This is a genomic window from Cohnella abietis (assembly GCF_004295585.1).
GTDB lineage: Bacteria > Bacillota > Bacilli > Paenibacillales > Paenibacillaceae > Cohnella > Cohnella abietis.
The window spans coordinates 500,074-513,794 of record NZ_AP019400.1 but is presented as its reverse complement, the minus strand read 5'-3'; the positions used below and the strand labels follow the sequence as shown (position 1 = coordinate 513,794).

At 44.4% G+C, this 13,721-nt stretch carries 12 protein-coding genes; 7 read left to right on the top strand and 5 right to left on the bottom strand.

Translation table 11 applies throughout. From position 1 onward, the window contains the following. Nucleotides 1-657: 657 nt before the first annotated feature. A complete protein-coding gene (locus KCTCHS21_RS02130; protein ID WP_232058044.1) occupies nt 658-1,431 on the top strand; it encodes an MBL fold metallo-hydrolase in 774 nt (257 codons plus the stop codon). An 88-nt stretch (nt 1,432-1,519) separates the two neighbouring features. Here KCTCHS21_RS02130 and KCTCHS21_RS02125 read toward each other — a convergent pair whose 3' ends face one another. The 3 genes from KCTCHS21_RS02125 to KCTCHS21_RS02115 all read right to left on the bottom strand — a co-directional run bounded on the left by KCTCHS21_RS02125 (nt 1,520) and on the right by KCTCHS21_RS02115 (nt 4,910). Continuing rightward, on the bottom strand, nt 1,520-2,815 hold the full coding sequence (locus KCTCHS21_RS02125) for a hypothetical protein (RefSeq protein WP_130604909.1): 1,296 nt from the start codon (nt 2,813-2,815) through the stop codon (nt 1,520-1,522). Nucleotides 2,816-2,981: 166 nt separating this feature from the next. Then, on the bottom strand, nt 2,982-3,707 hold the full coding sequence (locus tag KCTCHS21_RS02120) for an RDD family protein (RefSeq protein ID WP_130604908.1): 726 nt from the start codon (nt 3,705-3,707) through the stop codon (nt 2,982-2,984). A 162-nt stretch (nt 3,708-3,869) separates the two neighbouring features. Continuing rightward, nucleotides 3,870-4,910 carry a hypothetical protein gene (locus KCTCHS21_RS02115; protein WP_130604907.1) on the bottom strand — a complete coding sequence of 347 codons (1,041 nt, stop codon included), beginning with the start codon at nt 4,908-4,910 and terminating at the stop codon, nt 3,870-3,872. A 225-nt stretch (nt 4,911-5,135) separates the two neighbouring features. Between KCTCHS21_RS02115 and fabV the strand changes: the two genes are divergently transcribed. From fabV to KCTCHS21_RS02090, 5 genes are all read left to right on the top strand, one after another. Then, a complete protein-coding gene (fabV, locus tag KCTCHS21_RS02110) occupies nt 5,136-6,326 on the top strand; it encodes an enoyl-ACP reductase FabV (protein WP_130604906.1) in 1,191 nt (396 codons plus the stop codon). A 220-nt stretch (nt 6,327-6,546) separates the two neighbouring features. Next, a complete protein-coding gene (locus KCTCHS21_RS02105; protein ID WP_130604905.1) occupies nt 6,547-6,834 on the top strand; it encodes an STAS domain-containing protein in 288 nt (95 codons plus the stop codon). 41 nt (nt 6,835-6,875) lie between these two features. Further along, a complete protein-coding gene (locus KCTCHS21_RS02100; RefSeq protein ID WP_130604904.1) occupies nt 6,876-8,957 on the top strand; it encodes a sensor domain-containing protein in 2,082 nt (693 codons plus the stop codon). Between the two features lie 6 nt (nt 8,958-8,963). Next, nucleotides 8,964-10,277, top strand: a complete 1,314-nt coding sequence (locus KCTCHS21_RS02095) for a globin-coupled sensor protein (protein ID WP_130604903.1) — start codon at nt 8,964-8,966, stop codon at nt 10,275-10,277. Between the two features lie 61 nt (nt 10,278-10,338). Next, nucleotides 10,339-11,172 (top strand): HAD-IIB family hydrolase, encoded by an 834-nt coding sequence (locus KCTCHS21_RS02090; RefSeq protein WP_179952655.1) that lies wholly within the window; start codon nt 10,339-10,341, stop codon nt 11,170-11,172. Here KCTCHS21_RS02090 and KCTCHS21_RS02085 read toward each other — a convergent pair. Both KCTCHS21_RS02085 and murI read right to left on the bottom strand, forming a co-directional pair. Further along, nucleotides 11,164-11,775 (bottom strand): M15 family metallopeptidase, encoded by a 612-nt coding sequence (locus KCTCHS21_RS02085; protein ID WP_130604901.1) that lies wholly within the window; start codon nt 11,773-11,775, stop codon nt 11,164-11,166. The two genes, KCTCHS21_RS02090 and KCTCHS21_RS02085, sit on opposite strands and share 9 nt — an antisense overlap. 197 nt (nt 11,776-11,972) lie before the next feature. Next, a complete protein-coding gene (murI, locus tag KCTCHS21_RS02080; protein ID WP_130604900.1) occupies nt 11,973-12,767 on the bottom strand; it encodes a glutamate racemase in 795 nt (264 codons plus the stop codon). Nucleotides 12,768-12,947: 180 nt separating this feature from the next. Between murI and KCTCHS21_RS02075 the strand changes: the two genes are divergently transcribed. Next, entirely contained in the window at nt 12,948-13,715 is a 768-nt protein-coding gene (locus KCTCHS21_RS02075; protein ID WP_130604899.1) for an exodeoxyribonuclease III, read from the top strand. Nucleotides 13,716-13,721 lie beyond the last annotated feature (6 nt).

The following is a 13,721-nucleotide window of genomic DNA, read 5'->3' as shown; positions in this document are numbered from 1 at the left end:
ATAATCGCTCATTCTTCCAGCAACCCTTCGCCATCGTCGCAAAATGCAACTATAACTGCTCATTCCTCCAGTAACCTCCCGCCATCGTCGCAAATGCGACTATAATCGCCCATTCCTCCAGTAACCTCCCGCCATCGTCGCAAAATGCAACTATAATCGTCCATTCTCCGAGTAACCTCCCCGAGAATGAACGCCCACCATTGGGGGAGATTTATTGAGGCATGTTTGTTGGATGATGTACGATTTGTTCGAACAACGCCGCTGGTGATAGACACGACTGAAGGGTGGTGTAAGTATTTCGAGCTAAGTGGTTAGTAAGAGGCCTGTTTAGTTGGAGCTATACGATACTTTCGAGCAACTGGAACTTTCATGAGGCGCGCGATGACCGGTGTTGTACGATTTGTTCGAGCTAAGTGGTTAGTAAGAGGCCTGTTTAGTTGGAGCTATGCGATACTTTCGAGAAACGAAGCGAGTTAGCAGCGCAAACCCTACCCCTTAGATACAGACTATTATATCCGCCTCATTACCCCAATAATATATTGACAAATAAATATTTTTGTGTTATAATATAATATTTTACTATTTACATACCCCTTGTACTCTCTTATGATGAAAGTGAAAAGATATCCCGGCCGGGTATCCCTATCCTTTAGGAGAGTGAGATCATTGCTTATTGCTACTGGCATTGCCGTTCTGGACATATCCGCTTCTGTACTAGGCCGTATCGACACAGTCCACCCTGTCCTTCTATGGGACGAACAACAGGTTATTCTCGTGGATACTGGATTCCCCAGACAGCTTAATAAGCTTAGGGAGGCAGTTGATGGTTGTGGAGTTTCTTTCGACACGATCAACCGCATTATTCTAACCCACCAAGATATCGATCATATCGGAAACCTCCCGGATATCATTCAACAAGCCTCAACAAAAATAGAAGTCATGGCCCACATCATAGAGAAGCCCTACATTCAAGGAGAGCAAAGAATTCTGCGTTTTACTGATGAGGCTATCGAAAGCATTAACCACATGCCTGACCACGTTCCTGAAGCTTTTAAAATAGGACTTAAAGCGTTGATGCTCAATCCGCCCAGCGCTCCTGTAGACCATACAATCGCTGGCGGTGAGCAACTCCCTGGTTTTGAATTCCTGACCATCATAGATACTCCCGGCCACACGCCTGGACATATCAGTCTATACCATGAGCCCTCGCGGACTTTGATTGCCGGAGATGCTCTCGTCGTTCGTGATGGTCAGCTTCACGGCCCCGACCCTGTATCGACACTCGACAAATTGACCGCCATGCAATCGTTAAATCAATTTTCCTCTTTCAATATCGATACGGTTGTTTGTTACCACGGCGGTTTGTTCCGAGGAAATGTCAATGAACGAATCTCAGAGCTCTTAACTCTAAACGAGGCAGACCTTCTCTAACCCTAATCTAATCGCCACTAACATGAAGAAAGCCGAGATTCCTCAAAAAATGAGGTTCTCGGCTCTCTTCATCTATAGTAACACTTGCTCAGTCTAGAACCGATAAGAGCATGCTAGTGATCGGCTTATTCGCCCCTTCACTCCAAAACTCAACATTAAAACGATGGGTATCATAAAGCGTGCTTCCTTCATATTTCAATTGAATAGTTAAGGAATAGCTATTCTTCCTGCTCACATCTTTGTCCGCTTTGACACCATACCATTGCTGAAGCTGAGCCATAGTCACGCCTTGAAGTCCAATAGCTTTGGAGTTAAAAGATAACCAAGTAACTTTTTCTCCTTTTTCTTTCCCATCCGTTGCCACTGCAAAATTCTTGAAGAAGCTTGTCCCGCCCTCCTCAAGAGGCTTGCCATACAGCTTTACGACATCCTCATATGGTGTAGTCAAACCAACCTTCAAGCCTGACACAGTCCCATTAGCTGCGATGTGGTTCATTTGCTCAATAAGCTTCTGCTTATTCGACTTAGCCGTTTTACTCACAATCACATTCTGGAGCTTAATAGCCTTAGTACCGAAGGTCACAACACCCGCAGATTCATCTTGCTTTACCAACGAGAACTGCGATTCCTCAGCATCTGAGCAGCTACCCTCTCCGCAAATATTAGAGAAGCCTGTTTTCTTAGAATCCCCATAGCGTTCGAAGCCTTTTGGCAAGCTTTTGACAGGAATAATACTGGTAATCGCCTCAAGCCGCTGAGACTTGCTCATATTCAGCAGTCGCAGATTCCAAGCACCGCCACGGTAGTTCATGTAGGTAACCAGCATTAGAACTTCCTTCTTATTGTTCTGGTAGAAGCCTATGTCTGAATCATTCACTGTGTACACGTTCAATGATTCACTCGAATTATCAACCAACTCAACTCGTCCGTCGTTGTACTTGATTTGTAGAATGGTGTGATAAGGAAGAGTCTCGTTAAATACAGAAATAACACTTTCATATCGACGCACGAATTGTACTCCCGAATTGTCTGAATGCAGCGTAGTTGTTACCTTGTAACCCAAGTTTTGTAGTTGGGACAGGTATGCAGTATCCGTAGATTTATTTGATTTCAACGTCGCTATCAAAAAGGATTTGCCTTTATCCCACTTATTGGACAGCTCAGAAAAAACGTCATAGGAAGGATTTTTGGAATATACCGTGTTGTTATATTTCACCGCTTCTTTAAGCAGCGAGGTTGCCTGAGTTAAATTTTTCTGAAATGAATCCTCAGCCGGCTTTTTACTAGAGGCTGCATTCACAGCAGTCCAATTCAATGTGGAAAAAATGAAAACTCCAATTAGTGTAAGTAGTAATGTACGCTTCGCTGACAAATAAGTTATCATTTCCTCACTCCTGCTTCTGTAAAATATCATCATATAATGTATTGGGAAATATACCCTTATACTTAGTGTTCGACAGCCTCCGACATTCCCCTTTTTTATTAGAAAACAAAAACCCGAGAGATAGGCACTTTTTAAAAGTGTCTATCTTTCGGGTTACAATTTAACGTTACCGGACTTTCAAGAGAATTCTGCCAATGGAGGTCCGGCGTCGGATGATAAGATATGCCGTAATAAGATAGAATACGACCGTCAGCACTATACCAAAATTGAACATATTATCTAGTATAATTTTAAGATAAGGCTCGTACAAAAACGCCAAAAGACCCATCGAAATTGCGAATAAGACGATATAAACAAACTGTAAGAAATAGAAGAGAATCCATAGCGCCAACGCAATAAAACCCGGAAACACAATATCCAGCACCAGCGCCCAGCGGCGTCTCACCGTTGCCGGGTCCACAGGAATTGCGGCGGCCAGCTCAGCTTCCTCGCGCCAGACACCCACGAATGTGTGGGTAAGCTTATCGTGCAAGCATTGTTTGTTTTTCATAAGAATGGCACCGTAATTAATGAACATATAAGGAGGAATGAAGCTTAATAGCGGACCGACAATCAACCGCAAGAGTAGCTTACCTAGCTTAGCCTTCTGTCCATCATACGAATAAATGTTCAGCTTGAATATTATTTTCCCAACCGTCTGACCTTGCACGCAATATAGAGTCAACTGGACAATTGTAAAAATGAAAACAAATGTGAAAAGCGCCATATCCCAGCCTGTTAAATCGCCATCATAGAAGAAAATTCTCAAGTTTAACGCGAAGAATGGAAAATAATTAACGACAGATGCTAGAAGGCGAACAGTAGGAGTAGCCGGAACCAAAACTAGACTCAAGGAATCTTCCTTTCCGAATCTGACGGTAAATGCTGCGCCATCCTCTTATGTAAGTTTACGGAAAACATTAGAAACGTTTCCATAAATTAATGTTATCATAACCCTCTTAAATGCAGCAATAAATTAAAGTAGCCGTCGACGGCGACAGATGAACAATTCCCCCTAATTGTGTCCTGCGTACTTTCTCAGCTCCTGGGCAAATGCCTCCGGCTCATCAAGTGCCATATAGATCGTAGTAACCTGCCGAGGCATGAATAATAGTCCCTCAACCTTAGTGGGCTGCTTAAGCTCTATTCGAATATTAGCCGGAATTAGCGAAGTCGCAGAGTTCTTCAACTCCTTAGTATCCGGATGGAATTCGAGCGCACTCGTTACATTGGCTATATCCTCTAGAGGAATGTCAGCTTGAATTCTTAGCCCATATCTCAAACGAACATAATTACCTTTAATACTGACGGGCTGAAGGGCTGATGCACGGCAATCGCCCCAGACTAAAGCAAGTAACCATATATCGGCAATCGTCATTACCCAAGCAGCCCAATGAGACCATTGCTGGAGCAACAGATGTACAGCAATACCTTCAAGTATGATGATTTTAGTTAAAATGGCGGAGTATAGAACCTGATTAGTTTTCTTATGGTAGGTGAATACTGGAGAGCCATCCACGTCTATGTTCGGTTTAGTTCTCCACGAGAAGAAAAGAAAGTACACCCAACTGATATCATGCAATAAAAGAGAAGCTAATTTCCTTTGTCCAATCTCCTCATGCACGGCTATACGTAAAGCCTCACCGGTATTCGGCTCTTGGCTGGCAATCCTCCGAAATCTTTTGACCACTCGATAAATAATGCGAATTTCATAGCCAACAAAGGCAAGCTCAACTGCCAGAAGTAGCAATTCAACAGGCCATACAGCGCTCCACACCGAGCCCCTTAGATGAACGGGAAGGACAAGCCACACAACGAGTGCACCTAGCAAAGGCAAGGGAATGATCTTAGTTATTGATTTCCCCTTTTTCCTCAGAATAAATAGCCAATATAGAAAAGGAATGACGAGCATGAAATCGAACATGAGGGCATAAACGAGAACGGGGTCCTGATCAGCAAGCGAAAAGGAACGAACGGTAAGTGTATCCGTAAGCAAGATGAGCATAGTAAGGGCAAGGAACCAGAAATACGAGCGTTGGAGCTTCTGAATAGCCATACAATCCCCCCTCAACTTTAATCTTACAGCATAATTATATCTGGAAAACACTCCCGTTTGTCATGCTCATAATTGTCAAATTATTGAAAGTCGTTCGAGCTTTTTATCAATGACACAATTAGACGCATTCACTCTTTTGGTGGTCACAGTTTCCGTTTCATAGAAAAATCGTTAAAATAGACATAATGAATGGTGCATTCGATTGAAGAAGGGAATTTACATTACATGATTATTAAACCAAGAGCACGTGGCTTTATTTGTACAACAGCTCATCCGCAAGGCTGCGCACAGCAAGTACAGGAGCAAGTTAATTACGTGAAAGACAAACCGCCAATTAAGGGCCCCCGCAACGTGCTAGTCATCGGAGCTTCAGCGGGATACGGTCTTGCTTCCCGAATCGTGGCTGCTTTCGGAGCCGGTGCCAACACAATTGGTGTCTATCGGCCAGGGGATCGCGGCGAAGGACGGACGGCATCTGCGGGCTGGTATAATTCTGCTGCTTTCGAAATTGCGGCTCAGGAAGCCGGGCTGAAATCGTTCAGCGTTATCGGAGATGCACTTACCGATGAGATAAAAGCAAAAACAATTGATGTGATTCGCAGCGAGCTGGGACACGTCGATTTGGTCATATATAGTGTTGCTACGGCTCGTAGAACGAATCCCCGTACAGGTGAAACCTCCAACTCGGTGCTTAAGCCTATTGGACAGCCCTATACCAATAAAACCGTCAACTTTCACGACGGAGTAGTAAGTATGATTACAATAGAGCCCGCTACAGAGACAGAAATACAAGAAACGGTCGATGTAATGGGTGGCGAGGATTGGCAGATGTGGATGGATGCGCTTAAGGAAGGCGGCGTGTTAACTGATGATGCAACGACTGTCGCTTACTCCTATATCGGCTCACAAATAACGCAGGCCGTCTATCGAGAAGGTACAATCGGACAAGCCAAGGATCATCTCGAGGCAACTGCCAAGCAACTGAATGATAAGCTCAGCGCAGGCGGTGGTCGGGCATTCGTAACGGTAGGCAAGGCACTTGTGACGCAATCCAGCTCAGCTATTCCTGTCGTGCCGTTATATATCTCTGCCTTGTACAAAGTTATGAAGGAAAAAGGACTTCAGGAGGGCTGTATCGAGCAAATGTATCGATTGTTCTCTGACCGGTTATACACGGAGGACGGAACTGCCGTTGACGAAGAGGGCCGCATTAGAATCGATGATTGGGAAATGCGCGATGATGTACAAGAAGAGGTTGCGCAAATTTGGGAACAAATATCGACGGACAATATTGATCAGTTAGCTGATCTCGAAGGATATCGTCGTGAATTTTTCCAGCTGTTCGGGTTCGAAACGGATGGAATTGATTATGGAGCGGACGTCAATCCGAGCGTAGTCATACCTAACCTGCGTTAACGCTATTTACAATAAACAATTCAGGTCAGGCCTCCCACAAGGGATGCCTGATCCTATTGTTGTGAGCGCTGTATGTGATTTTTGTCACAGAAAAAAATGGGAAAATGCGGTATAGATAGGTATATCTAACCATCAAAAATCGCTATTCTGACAACGATGGTGCTTGTTTAACAAAATTATCAATCTATTCTCGTTTGGAACTCTAAGGGGAGGTTCGCGTATGTGTTATGAAATCAAAAATATTGATTACAATATCGAAGTTATTCTAAACGGGATTATTAATGTTAGAGAAGCAACCGCCATCCGCCAGAAATTATTCCCTCTCCTACAGCAAGGATTTCGCAGCCTCACCTTTCATCTTGGTATGGTTACAGATATGGATAGCTCAGGGCTTGGTCTATTGTTAGCCTCACAAAAAATGGCTAATGATTGCGATGCCACTATTGCATTTAACAATGTCCCTGAGCAAATAAAAGAACGACTATATGCAGTTGGAATAGACTTGTAGCTTATAGCTACACCGGCATAGCAGCAGAGAGGGGTTCATATATGAATTCACATACACAGCATACGGATCCCTTTAAGGATAGGGAAGCAGTAGAAAATCTGGCTTTGCCATTTGCTCGAATATTTCATGATTCGCAGGAAGCCATTATGGTCACAGATCGCTATTCTAAAATAGTGAGTGTAAACCCTGCATTCGTATCCATTACCGGATATGAGCAATCAGAGGTTATTGGGCAGAAGCCTAGCATGCTGAAATCAGACTTTCAAGACTCTGATTACTATATTAATATGTGGGCTTCCATTCATAAGGATGGCAAGTGGCAAGGTGAGATTTGGAATCGTCGTAAGAACGGGGAAATCTATCCGGAATGGCTTTCCATTAGCTCTGTGAAGGATGAGAATGGAGAGCTAATCAATTACGTAGGTATGTTCTCTGACATTACAAATCGTAAAAACACGATTTCTAAGCTTCGATTACACGCGCAAGTGTTCAGTAATGCTAGCGAGGGAATTATGATTACAGATAAACAGCTGAAAATTCTATCTGTTAATCAAGCCTTTACGTTGATGACAGGCTATTCAGAGCAAGAAGCTATTGGGCACACGCCAAGGCTACTGCACTCTGGCCTTCAGAATCAACTTTTTTACGTCAAAATGTGGGAGAAAATTCATGCTTACGGCTTCTGGCAAGGTGAAATTTGGAACAAAAGAAAGACGGGCGAGCTATACCCCGAGTGGCTGTCCATAACAACCTTGCGGGATGAGAATGGCTTTATTACGAATTACATAGGCATGTTCACGGATATTACTGAGCGTAAGCAGTCTGAGGAGAACCTAAAGTATTTGGCTCATTTCGACAAGCTGACAGGACTGCCCAATCGCACCTTACTGAGCGAATTAGTCCATGAAGCATCTGCCAAGGCTACGAAAACAAATCGAAAGCTCGCTGTTTTCTTTATTGATCTTGATCGGTTTAAGATGGTCAACGATTCCTTGGGACACAACATGGGAGACAAGCTCCTCAAGCAAGTCGCCGAGCGTCTGACCTCCGTTGTACGTAAGGATGATATTGTGTCCCGGTTAGGGGGCGACGAGTTTATTATCGTTCTACAGGACTTACAGGACCCTGAAGAAGCGACGCTGATTGCCAATCATCTTATTGCCAGCATTAAGAAGCCTTTCTGGGTGGAGGACAATGAGCTTTATATCAACGCAAGCATTGGCATATGTATGTATCCTACCCATGGCGGTGACTTCGGAACACTGATCAAGAACGCGGACTTAGCCATGTATCAGGCCAAAATCCAGAACGGCGGCTACCAGATTTTCAACGAGAGCATTATTAACACCTTCTTGCGTAAGCTTGATCTAGAGAACGAGCTGCGTTGGGCGATTTCCAAGAAACAGCTAACTCTTCATTATCAGCCACAGATTAGTGTAGAAACCGGCCAGATGGAAGGAATGGAGGCGCTCATTCGTTGGAATCACCCTACGCTCGGCGCAGTCTCTCCTGGAGAATTCATCCCTATCGCTGAAGAAACCGGTAGCATCATGGAGATCGGCAAGTGGGTATTGAAGGAGGTTTGCTCACAGATTAATAGCTGGCTTTCCTCATCCTATGTTGTGCCGCCTATTGCCGTTAATTTATCAGCTAGACAGTTCATGGCGCCTGACTTAGCGTCCACCATTCGCAACATTGTGACCCAGTCCAACGTCGATCCGCACTACATCGTCATTGAAATTACCGAGAGCAGCAGTATGAACGATATTGAATCGGTATTGCCTATTCTTCACGAATTCAAGTCCTTTGGCTTTCAAATCGCGATAGACGATTTTGGTAAAGGCTACTCGGCACTAGGTTACATGAAGCAGTTTCCCATTGATATTCTCAAAATAGACAAGAGCTTTGTCCGGGAGCTAACCAGCGACTCTAGAAGTGTGGTCATAACGAAAGCGATTATCGACATGTCTCACGGCATGAATCTTCGGGTCATTGCAGAGGGTGTCGAGACGGAAGAACAGTTGGAATGTCTACGAGGAATGAACTGCGATATTGTACAAGGGTATCTCAAAGATCGCCCTATGTCTTCTGAGCAGCTTGAGATGCGCTACCTAAGGGAGTGAGCTGGCATGGCGAAATGGTTCGGAAAAGCACCCAATTCTAAAGCTGTACGTTCGAGTAAAATTCAATCCGTTCAGTCAACAGATGAGGCTTTAATTGATGTTTCTAATCAACAGCTAACTACACAGCTGAAGATGATAGATTTAACATCAGAGGATTTAAGAATCATTCACGCCATTCAGCCTATGATTGTCGAGCATATCGATGAAATTATAGAGGCTTTCTACACGACAATCGTTGACGTATCCGTTCTTAAAAATATTATTATCGAGCATAGTACGGTTGAAAGACTCCGAGGCACCTTAAAGCAGCATATTATCGAAATATTTAGCGGTCGAATTAATAGCGAGTATATTCAGAAACGGCTTCGCATTGCCGAGGTTCATCAGCGCATCGGGTTAGAGCCTAAATGGTATATTGGAAGCTTTCAGAACCTGCAAAATACCTTTCTCAAAATCATTCATCACTATGCCCAAGATAACCAGCAGAGCTTGACCTACGGAAAGGCCATTACCAAGCTGCTTAACTTCGAGCAGCAGCTTGTCATCGAGGCTTACGAGAAGCAAAATATCGAGCAAATGGAACGATATAACAAGCAAATTCGGGAAGAAGTGAAGCATAAAATCGGTCTTGTAAGCCAAGAGCTCGCCGCTCTTACCGAACAGACAAGTGCTTCAACCGAGCAACTGATTGCCAGCAGCAGCCATGTTAATGAATCTTTCCTGCACAGCGCTAACATGGCTCAAGCATCTCGTCAGCTTGCTTTAATAGGTTCAGAGAAAATAAGCGATCTCAAACGACGAATCGAGTCTATCTATCAACGCTCTCTGCAGATGGAAAGCTCGGTCGCGCAGCTCATTCTTTCCTCAGAGCAGATTTCCTCGATCGTGCGCATTGTTCAGCAGATATCCGGTCAAACCAAGCTTCTGTCCCTCAATGCCGGCATTGAGGCTGCAAGAGCAGGCAAGCATGGCGCTGGCTTCGCAGTCGTAGCAGGAGAAGTGAAGAAGCTGTCTGAGGATTCCAGCAAGGCAGTTAAACAAATTAGTGAATTAGTTCAGCTATCTAACGCACACACGCAAGAGGTTGTGCAATCCATTGAAGAGGTCAAGCATCTCGTCGAATTAGGACAGCATGAATCGGAGCAAACCAGAGAAAGGTTTGACCATATTCTGCTGTCACTAGAAAGCAGCATGAACGAAATGAACAAGGTGGAGTTAGAGTTAGAGGAATTGGTGCGAGTTATTGAAGAGGTCGGCTCTTCCACCACAAAGGTTGCCAGCTCAGCCGAGGATTTAAACGCAGCAACCCAGAACTTCTAAGCAAAATGTATTATACTGAGAAGGTCATTATTTTCAATGGACATTGGAGGTGTAAAGCATCATGCAGACAGCCTTTCTGACCGATCTTGACGGAACCCTGCTTCAATCAAATGCATCCTTATCTGCCTATACGATTGACGTACTCACTAAAGCTCTCGAGCAAGGAATCGTTATTAGCTATGCGACGGCTAGAAGCTACTCGAGCTCCAACAGAATTGTGTCTGCTATTCCTTGGAAATATCCTATTGTGCTCTATAATGGGGCCGTTATATTAGACCCCCTTACTCAGAAGGTATTAAACGGACATTGGTTAGAAAGAGAGATAACGAATGAAATCATTGATATGGGTAGAATGGCAAAGCTACTTCCATTCTTATTCACCTTGGATAACGAAGATAAAGAGCGTGTATGGCATGAGAAATTAAGTAGAACAGGTGACTTGCAATTCTACGAAAGTCGCCCTAATGATCCTCGCTTTGCAGAATGCACCCCGCTGGAATGTCCTGATGCGAACAGAACACTCATTATTACCTACATCGGACTGCTTGAGGAGCTAGAACCTCTAAAAGCTACAGTAGAACAAGCCTTTCATGATAAGGTCCATATCCACTTCATGAAGGACCCGTACATCGACAACCACTATTTCCTTGAGTTCAGCCATAGAAAAGCAAATAAGAAGGAAGGCCTTCGAAAATGGGCTCAACTTATCCACTGCACCCCAGAGCAGGTAACCGCATTCGGTGATAACCTGAACGACTTAGGTATGTTTGAATTAGCCGGGACGTGCCTCGCTGTGGCGAATGCCCATCCTCAGCTGTTAGATATAGCCACTGGAAAACTAGGATGCAACGATGAAGATGCGGTAGCACATTATATTAGCAAGGTGCTATCCTGATTTTGCAACTTGATAGGGAGGCCTCCATCCCCGCTGGAGCTCCCCAATGGAATAGCCGAAGTCCATCTGCAAATGGGGGTAGTCAGGGAAGCCTTTCCAATCCCCACCCCATGCAAACCCCAGCTCTTTCGCTATAGCTACGACCTCCATCCAGTCTGATTTGCCGTTCTTATTCCCGTCATACTTCATATCCCATATCGCTTTACCTTTAGGGGTTAGCAGCGCAAAATCGATGGCTAAGCCATAATTGTGAAAGGATTGGCCCCCCTTTACTTGGGTAACAATGGCTCCCTTATCACTCCGACCTTGACGGTATAGAGCATCCTGTTCCTTTGAGCTGCGAAAATCACTCGTTATTAGAATCTTGATTCCTGCCTTTTTACTCCGTTCGATTAGCTTTTCTTTATTTTTGTCCACTATAGGATGCAGTTGTGTTACCTCAGGTATGTCTCGAAACCATCCTATCGGCACCCAACGTCCTAACAAACGACTCTCTGCTCCTAGCAAATAAATAACCAGCAGTGCTAGAACCGCCAATATAAGCCATTTGCCTCGCTTCTTCCCCGTTACTTGGGATTGGGCTTTGGGAACGGCTGTGCTCATTTCTGTATCTCCATTCTTGTTTGGTTTGTGATCTATTTGCTCTCTCAATAGCTTTAATAGCCTATCCCATTCTAGCAATATTTATAACGTCCTCGTACCCTACTCTATTGAATGGTCTTATTATTAGAAGACTATATATGCAAAAGCCGGGCTACCTCTAGGAGGTACCCGACCTTTCAGTACTTACTTGGCATCCATTAAAGTGTTTCCTCGTTCTTCCTGTAGCTCTCCTGAACGAACTCAAGCGCTATCTGCATTTTATCTACATATGAGGGATCGCCGCTTGTACACATAAATCTCACGTCACCGCTCCCGCGGCCTTCCGCTATCCCATAACGGCTAAGCAAAGCGGACAACCGTTTCACGGTCCCTGCGTTTCCATTAACGATCTGAATGTGTGGTGGCAGAACTTGGCGAAGAATATCTGTGTAGAAAGGATAATGCGTACAGCCAAGTACGACAATTCCGTAATTGTCGAGATCATATCGAGCAAGCTTCTCTCGGAAATATTCTCCCATTACTTCCTTATCGAACTGAAGGCCTTCACAATATTCTACCAGCTCAGGCAGCGGCAATGAATCCACGATTCCACCCTCATCCACACGGGATACAAGGGCGTAATACTTAGGCTGCTGCAGGGTCAGGGGAGTTGCGAATACCAGCACCCTCTTCCCCGTTGCACGATTCATTTCCACCGCTGGCTTAACCGCTGGCTCCATGCCTACAATCGGCAAGGAATATAACTCCCTCAATTCAGCCACTGCAATGCTTGTAGCCGTGTTACAGGCCACAACAAGAGCGTCAATACCCTCATTAATCATCGTGTCGACAGTGCTAAGAATAAATCTTCTTACATCATCCTTAGGCTTCGTTCCGTAAGGTACATGGAGCGTATCCGCCATGTACAGATAATCGTGACGGGGGAGCCGCCGAAGCAATTCCTCTAATACTGTGAGCCCGCCGATTCCTGAGTCAAATACACCAATAGTCATAGGTTATTTTTTCCTAATTTTATGTAATAAAAGATACCTCTAGCATATCGCTTCTGGAGCCTCTACTGCAATGTAAGTATTTACCAAATTGATAGAATGTTGATTAAAAATTTGACAGACAATGATCTATGGTAAACTGGTGAAAACAAATTATCGCAACCACTAAGGAGATAGACCATAATGAAGCTGGTGTCCTGGAATGTGAATGGGCTGAGAGCGTGCGTGAATAAAGGGTTTAATGACTATTTTAAACATAAGGATGCCGACATATTCTGTCTTCAAGAGACTAAGCTACAAGAAGGTCAAATCACTTTAAGCTATGGCGAGGAATATGAACAATATTGGAATTATGCCGTTAAGAAGGGCTATTCGGGAACGGCTGTAATAACGAGAGTTAAGCCGCTATCCGTAAGGTATGGTATAGAAGAGGACCACGAGCCTGAAGGACGGATCCTGACGCTTGAGTTCGATGCCTTCTATCTCGTCACCGTATATACACCTAACGCCAAGCGCGACCTCTCTAGACTAGAATATCGTCTGGAATGGGAGGATCGGTTCCGTGGCTATCTTCAGGAGTTAGATAAGCTTAAGCCTGTAATTATTTGCGGCGATTTGAATGTTGCACACCAGGAAATTGATATTAAGAACGCCAAAGCTAATCGCGGCAACTCCGGCTTTACAGAAGAGGAAAGGGACAAGATGACTAAGCTTCTGAACGCCGGATTTGTTGACACCTTTAGACACCTCTACCCCGAGCGGACAGATATTTATTCTTGGTGGTCTAATATGCCTGGTGTAAGAGACAGAAACGTAGGATGGAGAATTGACTATTTCCTCGCATCAACAAGACTTGCTGCTTCGATCGTTGACGCATCCATCGATTGTGACATTTTAGGCAGTGACCATTGCCCTATCGTTCTGGAGATTGCAGGCGATATCAGCTCGTAGAACTCT